The sequence below is a fragment of the Pseudosulfitobacter koreensis genome (assembly GCF_024733015.1).
Taxonomy (GTDB): Bacteria; Pseudomonadota; Alphaproteobacteria; order Rhodobacterales; family Rhodobacteraceae; genus Pseudosulfitobacter; species Pseudosulfitobacter koreensis.
This window is the reverse complement of the sequence record NZ_JANKJG010000001.1, coordinates 138,498-163,830: the sequence shown is the minus strand read 5'-3', so window position 1 is coordinate 163,830 and position 25,333 is coordinate 138,498. Positions and strand designations below refer to the sequence as shown.

Below are 25,333 nucleotides of genomic sequence, written 5' to 3'. Positions count from 1 at the left end.
TAGAGGTAACGGAACGCGCTGACGGGTCAAGCTTGGGCATGGTCCTTACAAGCGAAGAAGCGCCGAGCTTGCTGGCCCTCCAAACGCAAAAGGGCGGAGATCGCCTCCGCCCCCTTGGTTCATCTTGCGTGTCCGGGCTTAGCCGAAGACGTCGCCCAGCGCCTTGTCGACTGCGCCGATGATGTGGTCGATGTCGTCTTTGGTCGCGATCAGAGCAGGCGAGAAGCACAGGCTGTTGTTCTTGCCGGGCAGCGAACGGTTGGTGGCCCCGATGATGACGCCCTGCGCCATGCAGTTGCCGACCACCGCCTGCACCTTGGCCTCGTCCGCGGGCGTGCGGCTGTCGCGGTCGCTGACCAACTCCGCACCAAGAAACAGACCCTTGCCGCGCACATCGCCGATGATGCTGTGCTTGTCGGCCAGTCCGTGCAGCTGGTCGAGCATATAGGCACCCATCTGCGTGGTGTTCTCCAGCAGGTTCTCATCCTCGATGATACGCATGTTCTCGATGGCAGCGGCGGGGCCAGCCGTGCAGCCGCCAAAGGTCGAGATGTCGCGGAAATAGTTCATCTTGTCCGACGGGTCGTCCTTGAACATATCGAAAACAGCCTCGGTGGTCACAAGGCAGGCGATCGCGGCATAGCCCGAGGCGACGCCCTTGGCCATCGTCACCATGTCAGGCTGGACGCCATACTGCTGATAGCCGAACCATGTGCCGGTCCGGCCCACGCCGCAGACGACCTCGTCGATGTGTAGCAGGATGTCGTACTTTTTGCAGATTTCCTGCACGCGGTCCCAATAGCCGTCGGGGGGCGTGATGACGCCGCCACCCGCGGTCACGGGTTCCAGGCACAGCGCACCCACGGTGTCGGGACCCTCGGCCAGGATGACCTTTTCGATCTGGTCGGCCGCCCAGACGCCGTAGTTCTCCTGCGGCGCGCCCTCCTGTTCAAAGGCACGGTATTCCAGGCAGTGCGGTACGCGCACAAAGCCGGGGGCAAAGGGGCCGTATTGCGCGTTGCGCTCGTCCTGACCGCCCGCCGACAGACAGGCGATGGTGGTGCCGTGATAGTCGCGGTCGCGGTACAGGATCTTGTGCTTCTTGCCGCCGTATTTCTTGTGGGCGATCTGGCGGACCATCTTGAACGCCTTCTCGTTCGCCTCGGAGCCCGAGTTGCAATAGTACATCCGGTCAAGGCCGGGCATCTTGTCCAGCAGCTTTTCGGCAAAAAGCGCGCCGGGGATCGACCCGGCGGAGCCTGCGAAATAGTTCAGCTTCACCAACTGGTCGCGCACCGCATCCGCGATGCTTTCGCGCCCGTAGCCTACGTTGACGGTCCAGACCCCGCCCGAGACGGCATCAAGGTGTTCCTTGCCCTTCTGGTCCCAGACTTTCATCCCCTTGCCCTCGACGATGATGCGCGGGTCGATCGCGCTCTCGAAGGGCTGGTGCTGGATCAAGTGGTGCCAGACGTTCTTGCGGTCGGCTTCGACAACGCGGCTGAGGTCGTTTTCGCTAAAGGTTCCGTCCATTGTCAGGCCTTTCCAACTGCATGAGGAGGGGTGGGGTGAATTCAGAACACACTGCACCCGTTACTGACCAAGAAAACAGCAGAAAATGATAGCGCAGTAGGGCCAGTGTTGGAGGATAGATGAATCCAGTTTGATCCGATGCGTCACCACCTCGTTTGGCCTTGGCAACAGGAACAGCCTGTTTTCAGGGGTTTCCGCAGAATTCGGGAAGTTGAAATCGGCACTTCAATCAGCGTGCCACAGGTTTCACGCGCCGGAAAAAACATTGATCGGCGTAGAATTCTGCAGTCGGATTGGGCAGCGCCGGATGGATGCTTGATGCAACAGTCGGACCAAGCGGCGGCCTGACCGCCGACATAACGCCAAGCATCGTGCGAAACGGTGCACAACGGGAGACCAAAATGACTTTCAAATCTAAATTCATGAGCGCCACCGCAGCCATTGCCCTGCTGGCCGGTGCCCAGGCCGCCACCGCCGCAGGCCATGGCGAGATTACCGTCGCCTATTTCCTCGAATGGCCGATGCCGTTCCAATATGCCAAGGAAACCGGCATGTACGACGAGGCGATGGGCACCAAGATCAACTGGGTCAGCTTCGACACCGGCACTGCGATGAGCGCCGCGATGGCCTCGGGCGATGTGCAGCTATCGGTCAGCCAGGGCGTGCCGCCCTTCGTCGTGGCAACCTCGGCGGGGCAGGATCTGCAGATCGTCGATGTGGCGGTGTCCTATTCGGACAATGACAACTGCGTCGTCGCCTCGGGGCTGGAGATCGACAAGGACAGCACGGGCGAGCTTGCGGGCAAGAAGGTCGCTGTGCCGTTGGGCACCGCCGCGCATTACGGGTTTCTCAGCCAGATGAACCACTTTGGCGTTGATATCTCAACGATGGAAATTGTCGACATGGCCCCCGCCGAAGGGGCCGCAGCCTTGGCCCAAGGCTCGCTGGACATGGCTTGCGGCTGGGGCGGTGCGCTGCGCCGCATGAAAGAGCACGGCAACGTCCTGCTGACCGGCGACGAGAAGGAAGAGTTGGGCATTCTGGTCTTTGACGCTACGACCGCACCCGCGACCTACGTCGCGGAAAACGGCGATATGGTCGCCAAGTTCCTGGCCGTCACCGCCGAAGCCAACGCCATGTGGGCGGACGAGGCGAACCACGCCACGATGCTGCCGGTGATCGCCAAGGACGCGGGCATGAGCGAGGAAGACACGATGTCGACCCTCTCGACCTTCAAGTTCCCCACCGTCGAGGATCAGCTTAGCGATAAATGGCTGGATGGCCGTGCGCAGAACTTCATGCAGGGCGTCGCGGGTGTCTTCGTGGATGCGGGTTCGATCCCGTCGGCGCTGGACAGCTATGCGGGCACCGTGAACACCGGCCCGCTGAAAGCCGCAAGCGGCATGTGATGCAAACCGGCCCTGTGCGTTCAACAAACGCGCGGGGCCATGATGTTTGGAGGCATGGCAAACCTGCCCGCGCGGCCTGAACGGGCCGGAAAATTCCAACAAGGGGACAACCATGACGGGACTTGTGATCGACAAGCTGTCGATGCGCTTTGACTTGCCGAACGGCGGCGCGGTGCAGGCGCTGCAGGATGTCAGTCTGGATCTGAAACAGGGCGAACTGCTCAGCGTGCTGGGGCCATCGGGCTGCGGCAAGACCACGCTTTTGAACATCGTGGCGGGGTTTCTGGCGCAGACCGAAGGCGAAGTGCGGCTGAACGGCAAGACCGTGCACGGCCCCGATGCGCAGCGCGGCATGGTGTTCCAGCAAGGCGCGCTGTTCGAATGGATGAGCGTGCGGGACAACGTCAGCTTTGGCCCGGACATGAAGGGCACGCCCAAGGCCGAAAGCCGCAAGACGGTCGATCACCTGCTGAACGTGGTGGGCTTGCAGGATTTCAAGGATAAGATGGTCTACGAACTGTCGGGCGGCATGCAGCAGCGCGTGGCGCTGGCGCGCTGTCTGGCCAATGACCCGGACGTGATCCTGATGGACGAACCTCTGGGCGCGCTGGATGCGCTGACCCGCGAAAAGATGCAGAGCCTGGTGCTGAAGCTGTGGAAAGAAACCGGCAAGACCATCATCCTGATCACCCACTCGGTCGAGGAGGCGCTGTTGCTGGGCGAACGTCTGGTGGTGATGGCCCCGCGTCCGGGTCGCATCCACAAGGAATACCGCCTGCCCTTTGCCGATCTGGGCGTGAACGCCGACCTGCGCGAGGTCAAGAAGCATCCCGATTACAATGCCACCCGCGAGGAAATCCTGAACATGATCTGGAACATGGAAGAAGAGATCATGGGCCGCAGCGAGGAGACCGCATAGCATGGGCCAGATCGTACAAGACCTGAGCGGCGAGCTGGCGCAGCTGTTCCTGTCCATTCTCGGCGCATTGCCCTTCATCCTTGGGTATGTGGCGCTGATCCTGCTGTCGATGTTCATCTGGACCTTTTTGCGCGCCCAGATGGGGCGCGTGCGCGATTATACCTCTCTGAAAACCGTGACCTTTGGCGACGAAAGCGCGGTCATCTCGGACAAGGCCGCATCGGTCATCTCGATCGTGCTGATATTCGTCATCTGGGGCGCATTCACCGGATCGAACTGGTTGCCCGGCCCCTTGCATGCGCCCGGTCCGTTCGTGGGCGAAGACGCGTTTACCTACACCATCGAGGGCCCAAACGGCGCACAGGCCGATGCGACGGTCTACGTTTCGGTGCATCCGCAGGGCGTGGCACCCGTGCCGCCCGAGTTTGACGAAGGCACTGGCCCGATCCGCAACGATTCTGTGGTGGTACAGGCGTATCGCTCCAAGCTGATCAGCTGGGATGCAAACGACGACGTGACCCGCGATGACGGTGTAAAAATCGTCGCGGTGGATGGCCGTGCAATTGATGCCGATACCGATGTCGACGTGGGCTTTGGGCGCGTGGCGCTGACCGACAAGGGCACGCTGAACTTTGAGCCGGGGCAGGGTTGGCAGATGGAAAACATCTGGCTGCCCGCCCCCGACAGCGTCTGGCGGCGGCTGGTGTCGGTCAGTGCCGATGGCTATCAGAACGTCACGCTGGCCGAACATCTGAGCTATTCGCTATTTCGCGTGATCGTGGGCTTTGCGCTGGGCGCGCTGGTCGGCATTCCGCTGGGCTATGCCATGGGCCTGTCGAACTGGTTTCGCGGCTGGTTCGATCCCATTGTGGAATTCATGCGCCCGGTGCCGCCGCTGGCCCTTATCCCGCTGGTGATCATCTGGGCGGGGATCGGAGAGCAGGGCAAGATCATCCTGCTGTTTCTGGCGGCCCTCTGGATCATGGCCATCGGCGCGCGCTCCGGTGTCTCGGGCGTCAAGATCACCAAGGTGCACGCGGCCTATTCGCTGGGGGCGAGCAAATGGCAGATCCTGCGGCATGTGATCATACCCAACTCCCTACCCGAGATTTTCACCGCCGCACGGGTGGCGATGGGCGTCTGCTGGGGCACGGTCGTGGCCGCCGAACTGGTGGCGGCGGAAAAGGGCGTGGGCAAGATGATCGTGGCGGCGTCCAAGTTTCAGGACACCGATATCGTGCTGATGGGGATCATCCTGATCGGCATCATCGGCTTCGGCATCGACATGCTGATGCGCTGGGCCGAGCGTGTGCTGGTTCCGTGGAAGGGCAAGGGATGACGGGCCGCACTGAGTGCCGACGTCATCGGAAATGCTGGGAGTGTGTTTGGAAACCCGAAAACGGGGAGGGATGGTGGAGCATAGCGGGATCGAACCGCTGACCTCCTGCATGCCATGCAGGCGCTCTCCCAGCTGAGCTAATGCCCCATCCTTGGTGACCCTTCCGGGTCCGTGCGCCGCTGATTAGGCGGTTTGGCAGGCGGGATCAAGCGAAAAGATCACGCCTGCCGAAAGCATCATGTGTCGTCGTCATCCGAAGCGACATCGGCGATTTCGTCCAGCGGAACCGTGTCGTCATCGTCGTCGTCTTCTAGGATGTCATCGTCCAGATCGACATCGACATCGCTGTCATCATCGTCCAGAACCACGTCATCATCGTCACTGTCCGTAGCTTTCGCCTTGGCTGTGACCGCGTCTTCCGCGTCGGCGGCGATCATGCGGGATTTGCTGGCGTCCAGCTCGACCACTTCACCCGTGTAGGGGCTGACGATCGGGTTCTTGTTCAGGTCGTAAAACCGTTTGCCGGTGGTCGGGCAAAGGCGTTTCGTACCCCATTCTTCGTTGGGCATGGTGTCCCCTTTGAAATCTCGGTTGCATCTAGGCGATTCAGGGCAAGTGCCATATGGTGTGCCCGGAGTCAAAGCCTTCGTGATAAGTGGGTAAAGGAGCAGATAGGATGGCAATGCACCTGTTGCAAGAAGGTCCGCCGGTCGAAGTGGTTTTGCGCCGGTCGGCGCGGGCACGGCGCATTTCCCTGCGGGTGTCTTCGCTGGACGGTCGCGTGACCCTGACCCTGCCGAAAGGCGTGGCCGAACGCGAAGCGATGGCCTTCGCCCGTGCCAAGGAGGACTGGATTCGCGGTCACTTGCAGGCCCGTCTTGGGAATGTCGATGTGATCCATGGGGCGCAGGTGCCGCTGGACGGTCAGCCGCGTCTGATCGTGCAGGGCGCGGGGCGGCGCGTGGTTGTGTCCGACGGAGAGATTGCAGTGCCCGGTGCGCCGGAGCAGGCGGGCGCGCGGTTGCAGGCGCATCTGAAGGCGCTGGCGCGGACGCGGCTGGCTGCGGCCTCTGATCTTTATGCCGCACGGCTGGGCCGACCCTATCAGCGGATCAGCATCCGCGACACGCGGTCGCGCTGGGGGTCATGTTCGTCGCGCGGCACACTGATGTATTCCTGGCGTTTGGTGCTGATGCCGCAGGCGGTGCTGGACTATGTCGCCGCACACGAGGTCGCGCATCTGGAACAGATGAACCACTCGCAGGCGTTCTGGGATGCGGTGACGCGCATTTACGGGTCCTATGGCGACGCACGGGCCTGGTTGCGTCAGCACGGGTCGGAGTATCACCGCTTTCGCTTTGGCGATTGACCCAAGCCTTGTTTGTGATCACATGACCCCATGACCACACCAGCACGTGCCACCGAAGTCACCGCAGCCGCCCATGACCGCGTCTATCGCCAGTTGCGCAGCCGGATCATGCATGGCGACATTCCCCCCGGACAGGCGCTGACCCTGCGCGGCGTCGCCAAGGAATACGAGGTCAGCATGACCCCGGTGCGCGAAGCGGTGCGCCGTCTGGTCGCCGAAGGGGCGCTGACCATGTCGTCGTCGGGTCGTATGGGCACGCCGGAACTGTCGGCCGAGCGGATCGAAGAGCTGGCCGCCCTGCGCGCGTTGATCGAGGTGGAACTGGCCAGCCGTGCGCTGCCGCGCGCGCATATGGCGCTGATCGAGCGGTTGCAGACCATCAACGGGGCTGTGTCAGAGGCCGTGGCCCACCGCGATGCGGTCGGATACATCCGCACCAATCTGGAATTTCACCGCACACTGTATCTGCGTGCGCAGGCACCCGCGATGCTGGCGATGGCGGAAACCGTCTGGTTGCAGATGGGGCCGACGATGCGCGCGCTCTATGGGCGGTTGCGGCGGACCGAGCCGCCGCATTATCACAAGCTGATCATTGCCGCCTTGCGGGCAGGCGACGAGCCGGGCCTGCGGCTGGCGGTGCGCACCGATGTCACCCAAGGCCTGCGGATGCTGGCGCGCTAGATCAGGCCGCCAGACCCTTCTTGCCCAGATCCAGAAACTTGCGACGGCGATCCTGGATCAGCGCCTTGGCGTCCATTCCCTTGAGGTCCTTCAACATCTCGGAAATGGTCCGTCCCACGGAATCGATGGTGTCCTGCGGATGACGGTGCGCGCCGCCCATGGGTTCCGAGATGATCCGGTCGATCACGCCCAACTGCTTGAGATCCTGTGCGGTCAGGCGCAGCGCCTCGGCGGCCTCGCGCATTTTCTCGGCGTCTTTCCACAGGATCGACGCGCAGCCTTCGGGACTGATCACCGAATAAACCGAATGTTCCAGCATCGCGACGCGGTTGGCAGTGGCAAAGGCCACGGCCCCGCCCGATCCGCCCTCGCCGATCACCACGGACACGACAGGCGTGCCGATCTGCAGCGATTTCTCGGTGGCGCGGGCGATCGCCTCGGACTGGCCGCGCTCTTCCGCGCCCTTGCCGGGATAGGCGCCGGGGGTGTCCACCAGCGTGATCACCGGCAGGCCGAAGCGGCCGGCGAGATCCATCAGGCGAATGGCTTTGCGATACCCTTCGGGCCGGGCCATGCCGAAATTCCGCTCGATCCGGGATTTGGTGTCGTTGCCCTTCTCATGACCGATCACCATCACCGGCGCGTCGTTGAACCGCGCAAGACCGCCCATCACCGCGTGATCGTCGGCAAAGTTCCGGTCGCCCGCCAGCGGCGTGTAATCGGTGAACAGCCGCTTGATATAATCAATGCAATGCGGACGCTCGGGGTGGCGTGCCACCAGACATTTGCGCCAGGGCGTCAGCGAGCTGTAGAGATCCTGCATCATCGCCTTGCCCTTGGCATCCAGGGTCGCGGCCTCGGCGCTGGTGTCGGTCTCGGGGCTGTTGCGGGCCATCGCACGCAGTTCTTCGGCTTTGCCTTCGATCTCGGCCAGTGGCTTTTCGAAATCCATGTATTGGGTCATCTGCTCGCTCCGCTTCGGCTTTGACCGATATATGGCTGGACGGGGCGGCGAATGCAATCTCAGGGGAACAGCACCGGGTAAAGCGATGCGATCAAAAGCGCGGCCATCGTCCAGTTGAACGCGGTCAGGCGCGCCGGATTGGTCAGCACCCGCGCCATCTGCTGCCCCATCACGGTCCACAGGCTGACCGAGGGAATGTTGATCGCCCCGAAGATCACCGCGACCAGAGCAATCGCAGTCAATGTGGTGTCGGGCGTGTAGGCAGAGATGGCAGTCAGCGCCATTGCCCAGGCCTTCGGGTTGACCCACTGGAATGCCGCCGCCTGCAGGAACGTCATCGGGGTCCCCGAAGCCTCGCCGCGCCGGATCGGGGCGGCATTGGCGATCTTCCAGGCAAGATAGGTAAGGTAAAGGATCGAGACGATCTTGAGCACCGTGTAGCTAAGCGGGTAGGCGTCGAACACCTGCGCAAGCCCCGCACCCACCACCAGGATCATGAAGACGAACCCCAATCCCACCCCCAGCATATGCGGCACCGTGCGCCGAAAGCCAAAATTTGCACCCGATGCCATCAGCATCAGGTTGTTCGGCCCCGGCGTGATGGAGCTGACAAGGGCGAAAGCCGCGAGGGCGAGGAGAATATCAAGGGTCATGCGCAATGAATGACGTTGAAATCGCGGTTTTAAATTGCAAAATGGGGTGGTGCAGAGGGAATATTGCAATTTATGGCGAAGATTGACCGGATTAATGAGCGGATATTGCAAGAGCTGTCCAGCGAGGGCCGTATCAGCAATCTGGAACTGGCCGAACGCGTCGGCCTGTCGCCCTCGGCGTGCTTGCGCCGGGTGCAGGACATGGAGCGTTCGGGGCTGATCAAGGGCTACCGCGCGGTGCTGGACCGCGCGGCGTTGGGGTCGGGGTTTGTGGCCTATGTCGGTGTCGGCCTGCGCGATCACACCAAGGCCTCGCAAGAGGCGTTCGAGCGGGCAATTTCGCGCGCGCCCGAAGTGCGCGAATGCCACAACACCACCGGCACCATCGAATATCTGCTGCGCGTCGAATGCGCCGACCTGCACAGTTACAAGGCGTTTCATACCGACATGCTGGGGGCGCTGCCGCAGGTGAACGCAATCACGTCCTATGTGGTGATGGGATCGCCCAAGGACGAACGCGCCTGACAGCATGCGGGGCGCCGAAGCGCCCGGCAGATCCGTGTCAGCCGGTGATCATCTCGTATTGCTTGACCACGACCTCGGCCTGCTTGATCGACGCGATGTCGACCAGGCGTCCCTTGTAGACGGTCGCACCTTCGCCATTGGCCTTGGCCTGTTCCATTGCGGCCAGAATCTCGCGGGCTTCGGCGACGGCTTCGTCAGAGGGGGTGAAGACCTCGTTTGCCAGCGCGATCTGCTTGGGGTGGATCGCCCATTTGCCGACCATGCCCAGCGTCGCCGACCGCAGCGCCTGAGCGCGAAAACCCTCGTCGTCGGAGAAATCGCCAAAGGGTCCGTCGACCGGCAGCACGCCGTGGGTGCGGCAGGCGGCGACGATGGCAGCCTGCGCCCAGTGCCAGGGATCGGACCAGTGCTTGGCCCCGTCGCGCAGCATGTAATAGTTTTCCTGAGTGCCGCCGATGCCGGTGGTCTGCATGCCCATCGACGCGGCAAAGTCGGCGGCACCCAGGCTCATCGCGACCAGACGAGGCGAAGATGCGGCGATTTCCTCGACGTGGGCGATACCGGCGGCAGATTCGATGATGACCTCGAAGTTGATCTTCTTGGTGCGCCCCTTGGCGGTCTCGATCGCGGTGACCAGCGCATCGACCGCATAGATATCGGCGGCACAGCCCACTTTCGGGATCATGATCTGGTCCAGACGCTCGCCCGACTGTTCCAGCAGATCGACCACGTCGCGGTACCAATAGGGTGTGTCGAGCCCGTTGATCCGCACCGACAGCGTCTTGGTGCCCCAATCATGCTCAGAGATTGCCTGGATGATGTTGGCGCGCGCGGTGTCCTTGTCCGACGGTGCGACGCTGTCCTCGAGATCCATGTTGATCACGTCGGCTTCGGAGGCGGCCATCTTGGCGAAGAGCTTGGTGTTCGATCCGGGGCCAAACAGCTGGCAGCGGTTCGGGCGGGCTGGGGGCGTGGGCTGAAGGCGGAAGCTCATGTGCGGACCTTTCAAGGTAATTTTATTGCGTCGTCATTGATCTAGCGGGTATTAAATTACGCGGGCTTTCGCAAGGTTGATTTTGCAGGTGCAGCAATCGCGGGTCGTGCGGGGTGGCGGCACTTTGGGCATATCTTCTAAAATACGCACCGTTCTTCGAAGAAATTCGTTGAATCGACCTGACACGCGCCGAGTTTCGTACCATGTTGTGCCAGAAGTTGCTCAGTATCAGGGCAAAGCGGGCAGAGGCCCGCCCTATTCACGATCAAAAGGACTGCCACAATGATCAAGACACCTTACCTGCTCTTCCTGGGCGATGCACCCGACCAGTTGGCCGCGAAAGTGGCGCAAGGCATCAAGGACTGGCGCCCCGACAATGCGGTTGGTCAATATCGGATGGAGGGCTGCGGCGCTGACCTGAAGCTGGGCGACATGACGCTGGAGGAAGGTCTGGAAGCCGGTGCCAAGACGCTGGTGATCGGCGTGGCGAATCGCGGCGGTATCATCTCGAAGGCATGGAAAGAGGTGCTGCTGGCGGCGCTCGAAGCAGGCTACGATCTGGCCAGCGGCCTGCACAACCTGCTGGAAGACGAGCCCGAACTGGTTGCCGCTGCCGAAAAATACGGCCGCGAAATGCACGATGTGCGGGTCGCTTCGGTCGAGTATCCCATCGCCAACGGTGAAAAGCGCACCGGCAAGCGGGTGCTGGCCGTGGGCACCGACTGCTCGGTCGGCAAGATGTACACAGCACTGGCGCTGGACGAGGCAATGCGCGCCAAGGGCATGAAAAGCACGTTCCGTGCCACCGGCCAGACCGGCATCCTGATCACCGGCGAAGGCGTGCCGCTGGACGCGGTCGTGGCCGACTTCATGGCGGGATCGATCGAATACCTGTCGCCGGACAACGACGCGGACCATTGGGACGTGATCGAAGGGCAGGGCAGCCTGTTCCACGTCAGCTATTCCGGTGTGACGCTGGCGCTGATCCACGGCGGCCAGCCTGATGCGCTGATTGTGTGCCACGAGCCGACCCGTAAGCATATGCGCGGACTGCCCAGCTATACCCCGCCCAGCATCGGTCAAGTCAGCGAGCTGGCGCTGGCGATGGCCAAGGTGGCGAATGCAACCTGCAAGGTCGTGGGCATTTCGGTGAACACGCAACACATGCCCGACGCCGAGGCGCGCGCCTATCTGGCCGAGCTTGAGGCCGAATACGGCATGCCAGCAGTCGATCCGTTTCGCCATGGGGCAGAGCGGTTGGCAGATGCTCTGGCAGCCTTGTAAGGTGTGCCTGCTGCTGGGGGCAGGAGCCTCCGGCGGGAGTTTTTCGGGCAAGATGAAGGGAAGTGTATGCGCATCGAAGTGACGCGGGACGTGTTCAAGCTGGCACAGGTCTTTACCATCGCGCGGGGGTCGCGGACCGAGGCGCAGGTGCTGACCGTGCGGATCAATGATGGCGGCGTGACGGGTGTGGGCGAATGTGTGCCCTATGCCCGCTACGACGAAACGCTGGACAGTGTAGCGGCCGAGATCGAAGGGTTGCCTGCGGAACTTTCGCGGATGGCGCTTTACGATCTGCTGCCTGCGGGTGCTGCGCGCAACGCTGTCGATTGCGCGCTGTGGGATCTGGAAGCCAAGCGCGCGGGCAAGCGGGTTTGGGAACTGGCCGGGCTGGCAAAGCCGGGGCCGGAAATCACCGCCTATACCCTGTCGCTGGACAGCCCCGAGGCGATGCAGGCGCAGGCTGCCAAGAACGCCTTTCGCCCGCTGCTGAAGATCAAGCTGGGGACGCCCGACGACATGCCGCGGCTTGAGGCGGTGCGGGCAGGGGCGCCCGATGCGCGGATCATCGTGGACGCCAACGAGGGCTGGTCGGCGGAGGTCTATGCCGATCTGGCGCCGCATCTGGTGCGCCTGGGTGTGCAGCTGGTCGAACAGCCGCTGCCCGCAGGCGACGACGATGCCCTGATCGGCATGGACCGGCCCGTCCCTGTCTGCGCGGATGAAAGCTGCCATGACCGTGCATCGCTGCCGCATCTGAAGGGCAAGTACGACGTGGTGAACATCAAGCTGGACAAGACCGGCGGGCTGACCGAGGCGCTGGCGCTGCGTGACGCGGCACTGGCGCAAGGCTACCGCGTGATGGTCGGCTGCATGGTCGGGTCGTCGCTGGCTATGGCCCCTGCGACGCTGGTCGCACAGGGGGCCGAGGTCGTGGACCTTGACGGGCCGCTTCTGTTGGCGGAAGACCGCGACGAGCCTTTGATTTTTGACGCCGCTGGGGTGCATCCCCCCAGTGCGAACCTTTGGGGATGATGCACATGCGGACTGTTTACGTGAACGGCGACTACCTGCCCGAGACCGAAGCGAAAGTGTCGATCTTTGATCGCGGCTTTCTGATGGCCGACGGTGTTTATGAAGTGACCAGCGTGCTTGACGGCAAGCTGATCGATTTTGACGGCCATGCCGTGCGGTTGCAGCGGTCGTTGGACGAACTGGACATGAAGAACCCGATCAGCAAGGACGATCTGCTTGAGGTGCACCGCGAGTTGGTGCGCCTGAATGGGATCGACGAGGGAATGATCTATCTGCAGATCACGCGGGGCGCGCCTGCCGACCGCGACTTTGCCTTTCCCGACCCGGAAACCGTGCCCTGCACCGTGGTGCTGTTTACCCAAGACAAGCCGGGCCTCGCCGCCAATCCGGTGGCGCTGAAAGGCATCAAGGTCATCAGCATCGAAGATATCCGCTGGGGCCGCCGCGACATCAAGACGGTGCAACTGCTCTATCCGTCGATGGGCAAGATGATGGCCAAGGCCGCCGGTGCCGATGATGCGTGGATGGTGCAGGACGGTTTCGTGACCGAAGGCACCAGCAACAACGCCTATATCGTCAAAGACGGCAAGATCATCACCCGCCCCAAGACCAACGACATCCTGCACGGGATCACCCGCGCCGCCGTGCTGCGGTTCGCTGAAGAGGCGCAGATGACCGTGGAAGAGCGCAATTTTACCATCGAGGAGGCGCAGGATGCCGACGAGGCGTTCATCACCTCGGCCAGCACCTTCGTGATGCCGGTGGTCGAGATCGACGGGGCGCAGATCGGAAGCGGCACGCCGGGGCCCGTGGCCCCGCGCCTGCGCGAGATCTATCTGGAAGAAAGCCGCAAGGTCGCGATCTGAAACTGTCCGGGCGGCCCCGCGTGTGCCGCCCGGTTATTCCAGCGTTTCGGGGATCGTGACGGGCGGCTCAAGGCTGAGCACACCCAGCGCATCGAAGCCGCCCATGATCGCGTCGACCGCAATGGTGGCCAGAATGATGCCCATGACCCGGCTGATCACGCTGGCACCGGTGTTGCCGATCAGTCTGTGAATGACCGTCGCAGCCAGCAACAGCGCCAGTGTTATCGTCAGAACCAGCACCAGAATTCCCGCCGTGATGGCCTGTTCGGTCAGGGTCTGGCTGTCGTTGTCGGTCAGAACCACGATGGCCAGCATCGCACCGGGTGACGCGATCGACGGCATCGCCAGCGGAAATACAGCTCCCGCCATCGGGTCGCGCCCGGCGGCGGATATTTCGCTGTCGGATTTGGAATCGCCGAAGATCATCGACAGCGCAAAGAGAAACAGCACGATCCCGCCCGCGATCTGGAAAGAACCGAAGCGCAGGCCCAGACCCTCAAGCAGGAATTGCCCGCCTGCCAGGAACGCCAGCAGGACAAGCCCCGCGATCAGCGTCGCGCGCAGGGCGATCCGGCGGTGCAGGTGCTGCGGCGCACGGGCCGCGGCATAGAGAAACACCGGAATGGTGCCGACCGGGTCGATGACCACGAAGAGCGTGATAAATTCACGGGCAAGGCTGGTCCAATCCACGTCACGCTGCTTTCGGTCAGAAGGGGTGTGCGCTGTCTAACCGGGAACGGCGGGAAGTTGAAGACCGGCCTTGCAGGGCGGTGGCGTCAGGCCTGTGCGCTGGGCCGCGCCTTGATCGCCTCGTACCAGCGCAGCATGTTCGGTGTCTCGTCGGTGACGCCCATCTTGATCACGCGGGCAAAGTCGATGAATACGAAGGCCGAGATGTCGGCGAAGGTGAAGGCGTCACCGGCGAGATAAGCGCTTTCGCCAAGGCGCTGTTCCAGCATCTCCTTGAACAGACCGACGCGCACGCGTCCACGCTCGGCCAGTTGCGCGATCTGCTCGAAGTTTGCAGGCCCCGGAATGGCGCGGTCTTTCATGTGCGGATTGGTGTTGCGCAAGACGTCAGCGACGGCTGCGGCGCCTTGGCTTTCGCAGATCGCGTTCCACTGCAGGATCTGGGCGCGTGCGTCGGGCGTGGTCCCGATCAGCGGCGGCTCGGGGTGTGTGTCCTCTAGATACATCGCGATGGCGAGGTTCTCGGTCAGCGTGGTGCCCGCATCGGTGATCAGCACCGGCACCGTGGCGCGCGGGTTCACCTTGAGGAACTCCGCACCCAACTGTTCGCCCTTGGCGATAGAGATGTCGTGCGTTTCGGGCGTCAGCCCCTTTTCGGCCAGAAACATCCGTGCACGGCGCGGGCTGGGTGCGGTGGAGCAGTCGTAGAAGATCATGGCTCAGCCCTCCCGGTTGATGGTCTCGACGCCGTTGTGCACCAGACGGGTCGACCACGGGATCGGGTTGCGCAGGGCAAAATGCGCCATGCACGCGCCTTCGGCCTCGTCCAGCAGCTCCTGAATGCGTTCCTGCGGCTCGGGGCTTTCGATCAGCACGTGGGTTTCGACCATCTCGGTTTCGCCCTCGGTGGTGTGCCCCATGTCGCGCATCGTGCTGAGGTTGGTCTTGAAGCGCACGCGCTGTTCCAGCCGCAGCGACGTGATCTCGATCTTGCGGGCGGTGTAGATGTCGGTCAGGTGCGTCATCAGGCAAAAGCCGATGCCTGCGCAGAAATAGGCCAACGGCGGCGGTGCCGTGTCGTCGCCCACCGGGGTCTGTTCGTCACAATAAAGCCGCAGCGGAGAAAAGCCGGGAATGTTCACCTGAACCGTGCCGGTCTTTTTCTGGCGACCGGCGGTTTCGGCCACGAGGTTCACCTCGAAATGCAGCGGCTCGGGCGGGCGGCCCTTCTTGAACGGGCTGGGTGTGTATTGCGTGGTGTCCGGCTGCGCATCGGCACGCTCGCCCACATGGTATTGATTTGCTTCGCTCACTAGGTGTCCTCCCCGACGTTTCGGGAAGGGTGTCGCGGCGCCTCGGCATTGTCCAGACCCGAAGCGAAGCCGTCGCTGCCGAACGTCGTGTCAGAATTTGCCCATCACGGTTTTCTCGTCATGACTTATCGGTGACGTTTTCTGCAAAGGCCTGTTTGAAATCGGCCTGCTGGCTGCTGGTCGCGTCGGTCTGGTGGTTGGCTTTCCATTCGTCCATCGTCATTCCGTAGAACGCCTCGCGGCCCTCGTCCTTGGTCATGTCGATCCCACGCTCGTTCGCGGCCTCCTGATACCAGCGCGACAGGCAGTTGCGGCAAAAGCCTGCCAGGTTCATCATGTCGATGTTCTGCACATCTGTGCGGTCCTGCATCAGGTGCTGCTGCAGGCGACGAAAGGCGGCGGCTTCCAGTTCGATTTGGGTTTGAGCGTCCATGGCTGTCTTCTCCTGTGCGGGTGGTGGTTGCGTCAAAGATTGGCGTCTTTGTGGGCAGCTTCAAGGAGCGGCGCAAGCGACTGCACCTGCGGGACCGGCAGATTGCCTGGTTTCAGGTGGTTTTGCATTCATGTCTTCGTCATTTTCGGTAACTAACTCTAGGTCAGTTGTTATTGTGTGCAAACTGGGCGATAACGATCCGAAATGGCCTGCGGTTGCTGCAGGGATGCTCTGAGAGAAAAGGTTAGCGCTAAAATGAGACGTAATCGGAACGTAAAGATTGTCGCCACGCTTGGACCTGCCTCTGATAATTATGACATGATCCGCGCCCTGCACGAGGCCGGCGCAGATGTCTTTCGCCTGAACATGAGCCACGGCAGTCATGAAGAGATTGCGATCAAGCACAAGATCATCCGCCAGGTCGAGGAAGATCTGGGCAGCACCATTGGCATTCTCGCCGATCTTCAGGGTCCGAAACTGCGCGTCGGCGTGTTCTCGGGCGACAGCGAGATGCTGGAAGAGGGCGCCTCGTTCCGGCTGGATCTCGACAAGGCCGAGGGCGACGCCTCGCGCGTCTGCCTGCCCCACCCCGAGATTTTCGCGGCGTTGAAGCCCGGATCGTCGCTGCTGGTCAACGACGGCAAGATCCGGCTGAAGGTCGAAGACTGCGGCGCGGATTTCGCCAATTGCACCGTGATGGCGGGCGGCGTGATCTCCAACCGCAAGGGCGTGAACGTGCCGGACGTGGAACTGCCGCTGGCCGCACTCAGCGACAAGGACCGTGCCGATCTGGAGTTCGTCTGCGAGCTCGGCGTCGACTGGCTGGCGCTCAGCTTCGTGCAGCGGGCGGGCGACGTGGAAGAGGCGCGCGCACTGGCCAAGGGCCGCGCCGCGATCCTGTCCAAGATCGAGAAACCCAGCGCGGTGGAACGGTTCAGCGAAATTCTGGCGGCCAGCGATGGCATCATGGTCGCCCGCGGCGATCTGGGCGTGGAACTGCCCGTGCAGAACGTGCCCCCGATCCAGAAACGTCTGGTGCGCAAGTGCCGCAGTGCCGCGAAGCCCGTGATTGTCGCCACGCAGATGCTGGAAAGCATGATCGAAAGCCCGATGCCGACCCGTGCCGAAGTGTCGGACGTGGCCACCGCGATCTATGAAGGGGCCGACGCTGTGATGCTAAGCGCGGAAAGCGCCGCAGGCAGCTATCCGGTCGAAGCGGTGCGCACGATGGACAACGTCGCCACCGAGGTCGAGCTTGACCCCACCTATACCCAGATCATCGAAAGCAGCCGCGACGCCAAGCGCAACAGCATCGCCGACGGCATCGTCGCCGCGGCCCGCGAGATCGCCGAGACCACGGACATCAAGGCGATCTGCTGCTTTACCCAAAGCGGCACGACCGCCCTTTTGACCGCCCGCGAACGGCCCCGCGTTCCGATCATCGCGCTGACCCCGCTGGTGGGCACCGCGCGGCGTCTGGCGCTGAGTTGGGGCTGCAACTGCGTGATCACCGGCACCATGGACCGCTTCAAGATGGCCGTGGTCAGCGCGGCCAAGGCGGCACGGTCCGAAGGGTTTGCCGAAAAAGACGACCAGATCGTGGTGACTGCCGGCGTGCCGTTCAACGTGCCCGGCACGACCAACATTCTGCGTGTGGCCCCCTGCGATGAACGTTTGATTTTCAGTACCGATCCGGAATAGCATCGGAGCACGATGGAAAAATTCTCGGAATATCTGGATTCGGATCTGGCAATGGTCATCGGGGTCGTCTTTGCCCTGCTGTCCATTCCCTCGATCCTGTCGGCAATGTCCGATGGCCGCGCCCCGCGCGCATCGGCGCTGACGATCCTGATTGCGGGCGCACTGATCCTCTATGCGATCCAGACCCGTCCGGGCGGCTACAGCATCGCGGATGTGCCCCATGCGTTCGTCGTGGTCGCCGCGCGGTTCCTGCCCTGAGGCGCTGACCCCGGACAGGGTTGAATTAACGCTTGCCTCACAAGGCGATGCCTCCTATATGCACCTCTCGTTCTGCGCGTCCGGCCCACAGTGGCATGCCGAGTCGCGCGTCTACCGAACTCAAGAAGGAGACGGAAATGCCCAAGATGAAGACCAAGTCGAGCGCAAAAAAGCGCTTTAAGGTGAGTGCCACAGGCAAAGTCATCGGTAGCCAGGCTGGCAAACAGCACGGCATGATCAAGCGGACCAACAAATTCATTCGCAACGCACGCGGCACGACAGTCCTGTCGACGCCCGACGCCAAGATCATCAAGGGCTATATGCCCTACGACCGATAAGAAGGAGCCTGAAACATGTCACGCACCAAAGGCGGAACAGTCACCCACGCACGTCACCGTAAGATCGTCAAAGCCGCAAAGGGCTATTATGGACGTCGCAAGGCAGTATTCAAAGTTGCAACGCAGGCGGTCGACAAGGCCAACCAGTACGCAACACGCGACCGGAAAAACCGCAAGCGCAACTTCCGCGCACTGTGGATCCAACGCATCAACGCCGGCGTTCGCGCCCATGATGATCAGCTGACGTACAGCCGTTTCATCAATGGTCTGAACCTGGCAGGCATCGAAGTTGACCGTAAGGTTCTGGCCGATCTGGCCGTGAACGAACCGGCGGCCTTCGCGGCCATCGTCGACCAGGCCAAGGGCGCGCTGCCCGCGTAACCTTTGACGGTTGAACAGATAGAAAAGGCCCTGCCATTTGGCGGGGCCTTTTGCGTTAATGGGGGCGGCGGTCAGGTGGCCCCCACGCCTTGCCTCTCTTGTAATCAGCCGCGTTTCTGGTAGCACGTCTGCGACATATGACAGGACGGTTGACGATGGACGATCTCAAGCAAAAATACCTTGGCCAGATTGCCAATGCAGCCGACGAAGCCGCGCTGGAAGACATCCGCGTCACCGCCGTCGGCAAAAAGGGCGAAGTCGCGCTGAAGATGCGTGAACTGGGCAAAATGACGCCCGAGGAACGCCAAGTCGCCGGTCCCGCACTGAACGCGCTCAAGGACGAGATCAACAGCGCGCTGGCCGCCAAGAAGGCCGCACTGGGCGATGCCGCACTTGATGAACGGCTGCGCTCCGAATGGCTGGACGTCTCGCTGCCGGGCCGGACCCGCCGCGTCGGCACCATCCACCCGATCAGCCAGGTCACCGAGGAAGTCACCGCAATCTTCGGCGAGCTTGGCTTTGCCTCGGCTGAAGGGCCGCGGATCGACACCGACTGGTACAACTTCGACGCCCTGAACATCCCCGGCCACCACCCCGCACGCGCCGAGATGGACACGTTCTACATGCACCGTGCCGAAGGCGACGACCGTGCGCCCAACGTGCTGCGCACGCACACCAGCCCCGTGCAGATCCGCACGATGGAGGCCGAAGGCGCGCCCTTGCGCATCATCTGCCCCGGCGGCGTCTACCGTGCCGATTACGACCAGACCCACACCCCGATGTTCCACCAGATCGAAGGTCTGGCCATCGACAAGGACATCTCGATGGCGAACCTGAAATGGGTGCTGGAAGAATTCTTTGCCGCCTTCTTCGAAGTCGACACCATCAAGACCCGCTTCCGCGCGTCGCACTTCCCCTTCACCGAACCTTCGGCAGAGGTGGACATCCAGTGTTCGTGGGAAAACGGCACCGTGAAAGTGGGCGAAGGCGACGACTGGCTCGAAGTGCTGGGCAGCGGCATGGTCCATCCCAAGGTTCTGCAGGCCGGCGGGATCGATCCAAACGACTGGCAGGGTTTTGCCTTCGGCATGGGGATCGACCGGATCGCGATGCTGAAATACGGCATTCCCGACTTGCGGGCGTTCTTTGACAGCGATCTGCGTTGGCTGCGCCATTACGGGTTTGCGTCGCTGGACGTACCGACGCTGCATGGTGGGTTGAGCCGCTAAACGCCTGATGGACTGGATGTACTGCCTTAGCGGTTGGGGCGCTGACTATTATCATTGGTGGCAGCGTCGCACTCGGAAGTACCCACTTCGCTGGGAAGGCGGGCTTGGTTTTGGCGGTTTTATCCTGACCTTTTTGCCGGTTCTTGTCGGCAATTGGGGCTTTGCGATTTGGCCGTTTGGCTGGCTTTGCCTTCCCGGTCTACTCGCCGCGGATCAGCACCGCAGGCGTGCAGCAAAAATCAAGGCAGATCAGATATCTGGCGCGGTTCGAACGAAGAAGCTCATATCGATAGGGCGCACGGAGACAAGAAAATAATACGCACGCGGAGGCCCCATGCTCTTCAAACCCGACCAGCACACCTATAGCGAAGCCGACCGGCGCCGGTTCGCGACATTCGAGATCGTCTACACGCTGATCGACTTTGCAGCAGCGGGGCTGTTTCTGGCGGGCTCGGTCATGTTCCGGTCCGAGGCTTGGCAGACACCCGGCACATGGCTGTTCATCGCGGGGTCGGTGCTGTTCGCAAGCAAGCCCACCCTGCGTCTGATCCGCGAGCTGCGGCTGGCGGCGGCGGGGGATGCCAAGGATCTGAGCGCGCGGTTCGAACGCGACTGACGCAGCCAAGCTCGGTGCAGCCCCCTGCCTCTTACGTTGGTGTTGCACCTAACGGCATTTCTTGTCATTGCAGGGCGGCATGTTCCGCAGGGGAAAAAGACCATGAAATTCACGCTGTCCTGGCTCAAGTCGCATCTGGAAACTGATGCTACACTGGATGAGATCACATATGCGCTGACCGACCTCGGGCTTGAGGTTGAAGGCGTCGAAGATCGCGGGGCAGCGCTGGCGGCGTTTACCATCGGCTATGTCGAAAGCGCGGAAAAGCATCCCGATGCGGACAGGTTGCAAGTGTGTCAGGTGCAGACGGATGAGGGCCTCAAGCAGATCATTTGCGGCGCACCCAATGCGCGCCAAGGCATCACCGTGGTCGTGGCCAAGCCGGGCGTTTACGTGCCTGGCATCGACACCACAATCGGCGTCGGCAAGATCCGTGGCATCGAAAGCTACGGCATGATGGCCTCCGAGCGCGAGATGGAACTGTCGGAAGAGCATGACGGCATCATCGAACTGCCTTCGGGCGAGGTCGGCCAAAGCTTCACCGACTGGCTGGCGCAAAACGACCCCGCCAAGGTCGATCCGGTGATCGAGATCGCCATCACCCCCAACCGTCCCGACGCCCTGGGCGTGCGCGGCATTGCCCGCGATCTGGCGGCACGGGGCCTGGGCACGCTGAAACCCAGCACCGTCGATCTGGTCGAAGCTGCGTTCGAAAGCGACATCAAGGTGACCATCGACGAGGATACGCTGGACGGCTGCCCGTTATTCTGCGGTCGGCTGATCAAGGGCGTGAAGAACGGCCCCAGCCCGGCGTGGCTGCAGGACCGACTGCGTGCCATTGGCCTGCGTCCGATCAGCTTTCTGGTCGATGTGACCAACTTCTTCACCTACGATCTGAACCGCCCCCTGCACGTCTTCGACGCCGACAAGGTGGCCGGAAACCTGCGTGTGCATCGCGCAGCGGGCGGCGAGGTGATCACCGCGCTCGATGACAAGGACTACACCCTGCAAGCAGGCCAGATGGTGATTTCCGACGACAACGGCGTCGAAAGCATCGCGGGTATCATGGGCGGTTCCGCGTCGGGCTGTACCGCAGAGACGGTCAATGTCTTCGTCGAAAGCGCCTATTGGGACCCGGTGCAGATCGCCTATGCGGGCCGCGCGCTCAAGATCAACTCAGATGCGCGCTACCGGTTCGAGCGGGGCGTTGATCCGTCCTTCACACCCGAGGGGCTGGAACACGCGGTGCGCATGATCGTGGACCACGCAGGCGGCGAAGCCTCCGCGCCGGTCTATGCCGGTGCGGTGCCAGACACTGCGCGCGCCTACAAGCTCGATGCGGCGCGGGTACAATCGCTGGTCGGCATGGAAATCCCCGAAAGCCAGCAGCGCCAGACGCTGACGGCGCTTGGGTTCCGGCTGGACGGCGATATGGCCTACGTGCCCAGCTGGCGCCCCGATGTGCAGGGCGAGGCCGATCTGGTCGAGGAAGTCGCGCGCATGGCGTCCCTGACCAAGCTGCAAGGCAAGCCGCTGCCGCGTCTGACCCCCGGCGTGCCGCGCCCCGTCATGACCCCGCGCCAACGCCGCGAGCAGATCGCGCGCCGGACGACGGCGGCCCTGGGCTATAACGAACTCGTCACCTACAGCTTCATTGATCAGGCCAGTGCAGCGCTGTTCGGTGGCGGCGATGACCTGACGCGGCTGGAAAACCCGATATCGAGCGACATGAGCCACATGCGACCCGCGCTGCTGCCCGGTCTGCTGGCTGCCGCTGCCCGCAATCAGGCGCGCGGCTTTGCTGATCTGGCGTTCTTCGAGGTAGGCCCCGCCTTTCACGGCGGCGAGCCGGGCGAGCAACACTCCTTGGTCAGCGGCCTGCTGGTCGGGCGCACCGGCCCCAAGGACGTGCATGGGGCCGCGCGCCCCGTCGATATCTACGACGTGAAGGCCGACGCCGAGGCGGTTCTTGCCGCGATGGGGGCACCCGCCAAGGTGCAGATCATGCGCGGCGCCGCCGATTGGTGGCACCCCGGTCGCCACGGCAAAATCTGCCTTGGTCCGAAAAAGGTGCTGGGCGTCTTCGGCGAGGTGCATCCACGCATTCTGGCAGCGATGGACGTCAAGGGGCCCGCGATGGCCTTTACCCTGTGGCCAGACGAAATCCCGATGCCGCGCAAGACCGGTGCCAGCAAGGGCGCGCTGACCATCAGCGACCTGCAGGCGGTCGAGCGTGACTTTGCCTTCGTCGTCGATGCGGACGTCGAGGCGCTGACGCTGGTCAATGCCGCGCAGGGAGCCGACAAGGCGCTGATCGAAGACGTGCGCGTGTTTGACGAATTCATCGGCGGCACATTGGGCGAGGGCAAGAAATCATTGGCCATCACGGTCCGCCTGCAGCCCACCGACAAGACGCTGAAAGAGGCCGACATCGAGGCGGTCAGCGCCAAGGTGGTCGAGAAGGTGACCAAAGCCACAGGCGGCACGCTGCGCGGGTGATCCGCGCGGCCCGAACAGGAGAATTGCGATGACGTTGAAAGTCTATCTGTCCGGTGAAATCCACACCGACTGGCGCGACCAGATCATCACGGGCGCGCAGGGGCTGGACGTGTCCTTCGACGGCCCCGTCACCGACCACGCTGCCAGCGACGATTGCGGCGTGGAGATCCTCGGGGCCGAGCCGGACAAGTTCTGGCACGACCACAAGGGCGCCATGATCAACGCCATCCGCACCCGCAAGGGTATTGCAGATGCCGACGTCGTCGTGGTGCGCTTTGGCGACCAGTATAAGCAGTGGAACGCCGCCTTCGATGCAGGGCAGGCCGCAGCCTTGGGCAAATCGCTGATCGTGCTGCACGGCCCCGATCACGCCCACGCGCTGAAAGAAGTGGACGCCGCGGCCCTGGCCGTCGCGCAGGAGCCGCAGCAGGTCGTTGATATCCTGCGCTACGTGCTGACCGGAACCCTGCCGGGCTGATCCGGCCCACGCGAATTTCGCAATTTGCTCTGGCGGGCCACCAAAGCTGTGGTAACGGGTGGAGGTGGGCGCACAACACAAGAATCACCGCGCCATCATTTACGAGGAACCAGTTATGCTGAACGAATTCAAGGATTTCATCGCCAAGGGCAATGTCATGGACATGGCCGTGGGCATCATCGTAGGTGCCGCGTTTACCGCCATCGTCAGTTCCATGGTGGGCGATCTGATCAACCCGATCATCGGTGTGTTCACCGGCGGCGTCGATTTCACCAACAACTATGCGGTTCTTTCCGGCGAAGTGCCTGTGGGCGCATCGCTGGAAGCAGCCCGCGAAGCCGGGGCCTCGGTCTTTGCCTATGGCTCGTTCCTGATGGCCGTGGTCAATTTCCTGATCATCGCCTTCGTGGTCTTCATGCTGGTCAAGATGGTCAACCGGGTCAAGGCAGCGGCAACCAAACCCGACGACGTCGCCCCCGAGGTCCACACAGGCCCGTCGCAACTCGACGTGCTGCTGGAAATCCGCGATCAGCTGGCCAAACAGCGATAAACGAAACACGAAGGCCCGCGCCGGATTGCCTCCCGCGCGGGCCTCATCGCTTCATCTTGCCCGAAAAACTCCGGGGCAGGCGCGCATGCGCCGCGGGGCAGAGCCCCCTGCAACGCTTACAGGTCCAGCGCATCCCGTGGCGTGACCACATCCAGCCCCAGCGCTTCACCGACGGCTGCATAGGTCAGCTTGCCCGCGTGCACGTTCAATCCCGCCAGCAGGTGCGGATCGTCGGCACAGGCCTTTTTCCAACCCTTGTCCGCCAGCGCCAGCATGAACGGCATTGTCGCGTTGCCCAGTGCGATGGTCGATGTGCGCGCCACCGCGCCCGGCATGTTGGCCACGCAGTAATGCATGATCCCGTCCACGTCATAGATCGGGTCCTGGTGCGTGGTGGCCTTCGATGTCTCGAAACAGCCGCCTTGGTCAATCGCCACGTCCACCAGCACGGCACCCGGTTTCAGCTCGGACAGTTGCGCCTTAGAGATAAGCTTGGGCGCGGCAGCCCCCGGAACCAGCACGGCACCGATAATCATGTCGGCGGCCCGCGCCAGTTCGATGGTGTTGCCCGCACTGGCATAGCTGGTCTTGAACACACCGCCAAAGGTGTCGTCCAGATAGCGCATCCGGGGCAGCGAGCGGTCCAGCACAGTCACATCCGCGCCCATGCCTGCCGCGATCCGTGCTGCATGGGTGCCGACGACACCGCCGCCGATCACCACAACGCGGGCGGGGCTGACGCCCGGCACGCCACCCATCAGCACACCGCGCCCGCCGTTGGCCTTTTGCAGCGTCCAGCTGCCGACCTGCGGGGCAAGCCGTCCGGCGACCTCGGACATCGGGGCCAGCAGCGGCAGGCCGCCCTGACGGTCGGTCACGGTTTCATAGGCGATGCAGGTCGCACCCGAGGCCAGCAGATCATGCGTCTGCTCGGGGTCCGGTGCCAGGTGCAGGTAGGTGAACAGCACCTGACCCTCGCGCAGCATCTTGCGCTCGCCCGGCTGCGGTTCCTTGACCTTGACGATCATGTCGGCAGCGGCGAACACGTCTGCGGCCGATCCGGCGATCTGCGCGCCCGCCGCGGTGTAATCCGCATCCTCAAAGCCTGCGCCGATGCCTGCACCCGACTGGATCAGCACGCTGTGCCCGTGGGTCACGGCCTCTCTTGCGGCGTTGGGGGTGATCCCGACGCGAAATTCCTGTGGCTTGATCTCTGTTGGACATCCGATTTTCATCTGCCATTCCTTCGTGTTGCAGTATGGCACATATTTTACCCTGA

Annotated in this window: 29 protein-coding genes and 1 tRNA gene; 19 read left to right on the top strand and 11 right to left on the bottom strand. The window is 62.6% G+C overall.

Annotated features, from left to right (window positions below; genetic code table 11):
• Positions 1–138 precede the first annotated feature (138 nt).
• Positions 139–1,533, bottom strand: coding sequence for an aminotransferase family protein (locus NTA49_RS00920; RefSeq protein WP_284700558.1), 1,395 nt, complete (start codon positions 1,531–1,533; stop codon positions 139–141).
• 401 nt (positions 1,534–1,934) lie between these two features.
• Between NTA49_RS00920 and NTA49_RS00915 the strand changes: the two genes are divergently transcribed.
• The 3 genes from NTA49_RS00915 to NTA49_RS00905 all read left to right on the top strand — a co-directional run bounded on the left by NTA49_RS00915 (position 1,935) and on the right by NTA49_RS00905 (position 5,200).
• Entirely contained in the window at positions 1,935–2,942 is a 1,008-nt protein-coding gene (locus NTA49_RS00915; RefSeq protein ID WP_258292765.1) for a taurine ABC transporter substrate-binding protein, read from the top strand.
• A gap of 112 nt (positions 2,943–3,054) precedes the next feature.
• Entirely contained in the window at positions 3,055–3,861 is an 807-nt protein-coding gene (locus tag NTA49_RS00910; RefSeq protein ID WP_258292764.1) for an ABC transporter ATP-binding protein, read from the top strand.
• Between the two features lie 109 nt (positions 3,862–3,970).
• A complete protein-coding gene (locus NTA49_RS00905; protein ID WP_261368085.1) occupies positions 3,971–5,200 on the top strand; it encodes an ABC transporter permease subunit in 1,230 nt (409 codons plus the stop codon).
• Positions 5,201–5,271: 71 nt separating this feature from the next.
• Here the strand turns inward: NTA49_RS00905 and NTA49_RS00900 are convergent.
• Positions 5,272–5,347 (bottom strand) — tRNA-Ala (locus NTA49_RS00900).
• Between the two features lie 89 nt (positions 5,348–5,436).
• Positions 5,437–5,769, bottom strand: coding sequence for a TIGR02300 family protein (locus NTA49_RS00895; protein WP_258292762.1), 333 nt, complete (start codon positions 5,767–5,769; stop codon positions 5,437–5,439).
• A 107-nt stretch (positions 5,770–5,876) separates the two neighbouring features.
• On the opposite strand from NTA49_RS00895, the gene NTA49_RS00890 reads away from it, so the two are divergent.
• Both NTA49_RS00890 and NTA49_RS00885 read left to right on the top strand, forming a co-directional pair.
• Positions 5,877–6,569, top strand: a complete 693-nt coding sequence (locus tag NTA49_RS00890) for a M48 family metallopeptidase (RefSeq protein ID WP_258292761.1) — start codon at positions 5,877–5,879, stop codon at positions 6,567–6,569.
• Between the two features lie 30 nt (positions 6,570–6,599).
• Entirely contained in the window at positions 6,600–7,250 is a 651-nt protein-coding gene (locus NTA49_RS00885; protein WP_258292760.1) for a GntR family transcriptional regulator, read from the top strand.
• Position 7,251: 1 nt separating this feature from the next.
• On the opposite strand, the gene NTA49_RS00880 is transcribed toward NTA49_RS00885, so the two are convergent.
• Together NTA49_RS00880 and NTA49_RS00875 are read right to left on the bottom strand one after the other, a co-directional pair.
• Positions 7,252–8,214 (bottom strand): acetyl-CoA carboxylase carboxyltransferase subunit alpha, encoded by a 963-nt coding sequence (locus NTA49_RS00880; RefSeq protein ID WP_258292759.1) that lies wholly within the window; start codon positions 8,212–8,214, stop codon positions 7,252–7,254.
• A 59-nt stretch (positions 8,215–8,273) separates the two neighbouring features.
• Complete coding sequence (locus tag NTA49_RS00875; protein ID WP_258292758.1) at positions 8,274–8,867, bottom strand: LysE family translocator; 594 nt, start codon at positions 8,865–8,867, stop codon at positions 8,274–8,276.
• A gap of 72 nt (positions 8,868–8,939) precedes the next feature.
• On the opposite strand from NTA49_RS00875, the gene NTA49_RS00870 reads away from it, so the two are divergent.
• Positions 8,940–9,392 carry an Lrp/AsnC family transcriptional regulator gene (locus NTA49_RS00870; RefSeq protein ID WP_261368054.1) on the top strand — a complete coding sequence of 151 codons (453 nt, stop codon included), beginning with the start codon at positions 8,940–8,942 and terminating at the stop codon, positions 9,390–9,392.
• A 37-nt stretch (positions 9,393–9,429) separates the two neighbouring features.
• On the opposite strand, the gene NTA49_RS00865 is transcribed toward NTA49_RS00870, so the two are convergent.
• Positions 9,430–10,386: an L-malyl-CoA/beta-methylmalyl-CoA lyase gene (locus NTA49_RS00865; RefSeq protein WP_258292757.1), complete on the bottom strand. Its 957-nt coding sequence runs from the start codon at positions 10,384–10,386 to the stop codon at positions 9,430–9,432.
• Between the two features lie 282 nt (positions 10,387–10,668).
• On the opposite strand from NTA49_RS00865, the gene dgcN reads away from it, so the two are divergent.
• From dgcN to NTA49_RS00850, 3 genes are all read left to right on the top strand, one after another.
• The gene (gene dgcN / locus NTA49_RS00860; protein WP_258292756.1) at positions 10,669–11,670 is read left to right on the top strand and encodes an N-acetyltransferase DgcN; all 1,002 of its coding nucleotides are present in this window, start codon (positions 10,669–10,671) and stop codon (positions 11,668–11,670) included.
• A 66-nt stretch (positions 11,671–11,736) separates the two neighbouring features.
• On the top strand, positions 11,737–12,702 hold the full coding sequence (dgcA, locus tag NTA49_RS00855; RefSeq protein WP_258292755.1) for an N-acetyl-D-Glu racemase DgcA: 966 nt from the start codon (positions 11,737–11,739) through the stop codon (positions 12,700–12,702).
• Positions 12,703–12,707: 5 nt separating this feature from the next.
• On the top strand, positions 12,708–13,568 hold the full coding sequence (locus NTA49_RS00850) for a D-amino-acid transaminase (protein ID WP_258292754.1): 861 nt from the start codon (positions 12,708–12,710) through the stop codon (positions 13,566–13,568).
• A gap of 33 nt (positions 13,569–13,601) precedes the next feature.
• Here NTA49_RS00850 and NTA49_RS00845 read toward each other — a convergent pair whose 3' ends face one another.
• The 4 genes from NTA49_RS00845 to NTA49_RS00830 form a co-directional block, all read right to left on the bottom strand.
• Positions 13,602–14,258 (bottom strand): MarC family protein, encoded by a 657-nt coding sequence (locus NTA49_RS00845; protein WP_258292753.1) that lies wholly within the window; start codon positions 14,256–14,258, stop codon positions 13,602–13,604.
• An 86-nt stretch (positions 14,259–14,344) separates the two neighbouring features.
• The gene (locus NTA49_RS00840; RefSeq protein ID WP_258292752.1) at positions 14,345–14,974 is read right to left on the bottom strand and encodes a glutathione S-transferase family protein; all 630 of its coding nucleotides are present in this window, start codon (positions 14,972–14,974) and stop codon (positions 14,345–14,347) included.
• Between the two features lie 3 nt (positions 14,975–14,977).
• On the bottom strand, positions 14,978–15,571 hold the full coding sequence (locus tag NTA49_RS00835) for an OsmC-related (seleno)protein (protein WP_258292751.1): 594 nt from the start codon (positions 15,569–15,571) through the stop codon (positions 14,978–14,980).
• A gap of 118 nt (positions 15,572–15,689) precedes the next feature.
• On the bottom strand, positions 15,690–16,004 hold the full coding sequence (locus tag NTA49_RS00830; protein ID WP_258292750.1) for a DUF1244 domain-containing protein: 315 nt from the start codon (positions 16,002–16,004) through the stop codon (positions 15,690–15,692).
• Between the two features lie 255 nt (positions 16,005–16,259).
• Here NTA49_RS00830 and pyk point away from each other — a divergent pair, with 255 nt between their 5' ends.
• From pyk to mscL, 10 genes are all read left to right on the top strand, one after another.
• Positions 16,260–17,705 carry a pyruvate kinase gene (pyk, locus tag NTA49_RS00825; protein WP_258292749.1) on the top strand — a complete coding sequence of 482 codons (1,446 nt, stop codon included), beginning with the start codon at positions 16,260–16,262 and terminating at the stop codon, positions 17,703–17,705.
• Between the two features lie 12 nt (positions 17,706–17,717).
• Positions 17,718–17,963 carry a hypothetical protein gene (locus tag NTA49_RS00820; protein WP_258292748.1) on the top strand — a complete coding sequence of 82 codons (246 nt, stop codon included), beginning with the start codon at positions 17,718–17,720 and terminating at the stop codon, positions 17,961–17,963.
• A gap of 137 nt (positions 17,964–18,100) precedes the next feature.
• Positions 18,101–18,301: a 50S ribosomal protein L35 gene (gene rpmI / locus NTA49_RS00815; RefSeq protein WP_258292747.1), complete on the top strand. Its 201-nt coding sequence runs from the start codon at positions 18,101–18,103 to the stop codon at positions 18,299–18,301.
• A gap of 15 nt (positions 18,302–18,316) precedes the next feature.
• Positions 18,317–18,682, top strand: a complete 366-nt coding sequence (rplT, locus tag NTA49_RS00810) for a 50S ribosomal protein L20 (RefSeq protein WP_258292746.1) — start codon at positions 18,317–18,319, stop codon at positions 18,680–18,682.
• Between the two features lie 155 nt (positions 18,683–18,837).
• On the top strand, positions 18,838–19,911 hold the full coding sequence (pheS, locus tag NTA49_RS00805) for a phenylalanine--tRNA ligase subunit alpha (protein ID WP_261368083.1): 1,074 nt from the start codon (positions 18,838–18,840) through the stop codon (positions 19,909–19,911).
• Between the two features lie 7 nt (positions 19,912–19,918).
• Entirely contained in the window at positions 19,919–20,227 is a 309-nt protein-coding gene (locus NTA49_RS00800; protein WP_258292745.1) for a hypothetical protein, read from the top strand.
• Positions 20,228–20,245: 18 nt separating this feature from the next.
• Positions 20,246–20,527, top strand: a complete 282-nt coding sequence (locus NTA49_RS00795; protein WP_258292744.1) for a YrhK family protein — start codon at positions 20,246–20,248, stop codon at positions 20,525–20,527.
• Positions 20,528–20,629: 102 nt separating this feature from the next.
• Entirely contained in the window at positions 20,630–23,026 is a 2,397-nt protein-coding gene (pheT, locus tag NTA49_RS00790) for a phenylalanine--tRNA ligase subunit beta (protein ID WP_258292743.1), read from the top strand.
• 28 nt (positions 23,027–23,054) lie between these two features.
• Entirely contained in the window at positions 23,055–23,504 is a 450-nt protein-coding gene (locus NTA49_RS00785; RefSeq protein ID WP_258292742.1) for a YtoQ family protein, read from the top strand.
• Between the two features lie 115 nt (positions 23,505–23,619).
• Complete coding sequence (gene mscL, locus NTA49_RS00780) at positions 23,620–24,054, top strand: large conductance mechanosensitive channel protein MscL (RefSeq protein WP_258292741.1); 435 nt, start codon at positions 23,620–23,622, stop codon at positions 24,052–24,054.
• A gap of 116 nt (positions 24,055–24,170) precedes the next feature.
• Here mscL and ald read toward each other — a convergent pair whose 3' ends face one another.
• Complete coding sequence (gene ald, locus NTA49_RS00775) at positions 24,171–25,289, bottom strand: alanine dehydrogenase (protein WP_258292740.1); 1,119 nt, start codon at positions 25,287–25,289, stop codon at positions 24,171–24,173.
• Positions 25,290–25,333: the final 44 nt, after the last annotated feature.

Coding starts and splice junctions, on each gene's coding strand:
- NTA49_RS00920 (WP_284700558.1), bottom strand. CDS start 1,533: ATGGACGGAACCTTTAGCGAAAACGACCTCAGCCGCGTTGTCGAAGCC.
- NTA49_RS00915 (WP_258292765.1), top strand. CDS start 1,935: ATGACTTTCAAATCTAAATTCATGAGCGCCACCGCAGCCATTGCCCTG.
- NTA49_RS00910 (WP_258292764.1), top strand. CDS start 3,055: ATGACGGGACTTGTGATCGACAAGCTGTCGATGCGCTTTGACTTGCCG.
- NTA49_RS00905 (WP_261368085.1), top strand. CDS start 3,971: ATGTTCATCTGGACCTTTTTGCGCGCCCAGATGGGGCGCGTGCGCGAT.
- NTA49_RS00895 (WP_258292762.1), bottom strand. CDS start 5,769: ATGCCCAACGAAGAATGGGGTACGAAACGCCTTTGCCCGACCACCGGC.
- NTA49_RS00890 (WP_258292761.1), top strand. CDS start 5,877: ATGGCAATGCACCTGTTGCAAGAAGGTCCGCCGGTCGAAGTGGTTTTG.
- NTA49_RS00885 (WP_258292760.1), top strand. CDS start 6,600: ATGACCACACCAGCACGTGCCACCGAAGTCACCGCAGCCGCCCATGAC.
- NTA49_RS00880 (WP_258292759.1), bottom strand. CDS start 8,214: ATGACCCAATACATGGATTTCGAAAAGCCACTGGCCGAGATCGAAGGC.
- NTA49_RS00875 (WP_258292758.1), bottom strand. CDS start 8,867: ATGACCCTTGATATTCTCCTCGCCCTCGCGGCTTTCGCCCTTGTCAGC.
- NTA49_RS00870 (WP_261368054.1), top strand. CDS start 8,940: ATGGCGAAGATTGACCGGATTAATGAGCGGATATTGCAAGAGCTGTCC.
- NTA49_RS00865 (WP_258292757.1), bottom strand. CDS start 10,386: ATGAGCTTCCGCCTTCAGCCCACGCCCCCAGCCCGCCCGAACCGCTGC.
- dgcN (WP_258292756.1), top strand. CDS start 10,669: ATGATCAAGACACCTTACCTGCTCTTCCTGGGCGATGCACCCGACCAG.
- dgcA (WP_258292755.1), top strand. CDS start 11,737: ATGCGCATCGAAGTGACGCGGGACGTGTTCAAGCTGGCACAGGTCTTT.
- NTA49_RS00850 (WP_258292754.1), top strand. CDS start 12,708: ATGCGGACTGTTTACGTGAACGGCGACTACCTGCCCGAGACCGAAGCG.
- NTA49_RS00840 (WP_258292752.1), bottom strand. CDS start 14,974: ATGATCTTCTACGACTGCTCCACCGCACCCAGCCCGCGCCGTGCACGG.
- NTA49_RS00830 (WP_258292750.1), bottom strand. CDS start 16,004: ATGGACGCTCAAACCCAAATCGAACTGGAAGCCGCCGCCTTTCGTCGC.
- pyk (WP_258292749.1), top strand. CDS start 16,260: ATGAGACGTAATCGGAACGTAAAGATTGTCGCCACGCTTGGACCTGCC.
- NTA49_RS00820 (WP_258292748.1), top strand. CDS start 17,718: ATGGAAAAATTCTCGGAATATCTGGATTCGGATCTGGCAATGGTCATC.
- rpmI (WP_258292747.1), top strand. CDS start 18,101: ATGCCCAAGATGAAGACCAAGTCGAGCGCAAAAAAGCGCTTTAAGGTG.
- rplT (WP_258292746.1), top strand. CDS start 18,317: ATGTCACGCACCAAAGGCGGAACAGTCACCCACGCACGTCACCGTAAG.
- pheS (WP_261368083.1), top strand. CDS start 18,838: ATGGACGATCTCAAGCAAAAATACCTTGGCCAGATTGCCAATGCAGCC.
- NTA49_RS00800 (WP_258292745.1), top strand. CDS start 19,919: ATGGACTGGATGTACTGCCTTAGCGGTTGGGGCGCTGACTATTATCAT.
- NTA49_RS00795 (WP_258292744.1), top strand. CDS start 20,246: ATGCTCTTCAAACCCGACCAGCACACCTATAGCGAAGCCGACCGGCGC.
- pheT (WP_258292743.1), top strand. CDS start 20,630: ATGAAATTCACGCTGTCCTGGCTCAAGTCGCATCTGGAAACTGATGCT.
- NTA49_RS00785 (WP_258292742.1), top strand. CDS start 23,055: ATGACGTTGAAAGTCTATCTGTCCGGTGAAATCCACACCGACTGGCGC.
- mscL (WP_258292741.1), top strand. CDS start 23,620: ATGCTGAACGAATTCAAGGATTTCATCGCCAAGGGCAATGTCATGGAC.
- ald (WP_258292740.1), bottom strand. CDS start 25,289: ATGAAAATCGGATGTCCAACAGAGATCAAGCCACAGGAATTTCGCGTC.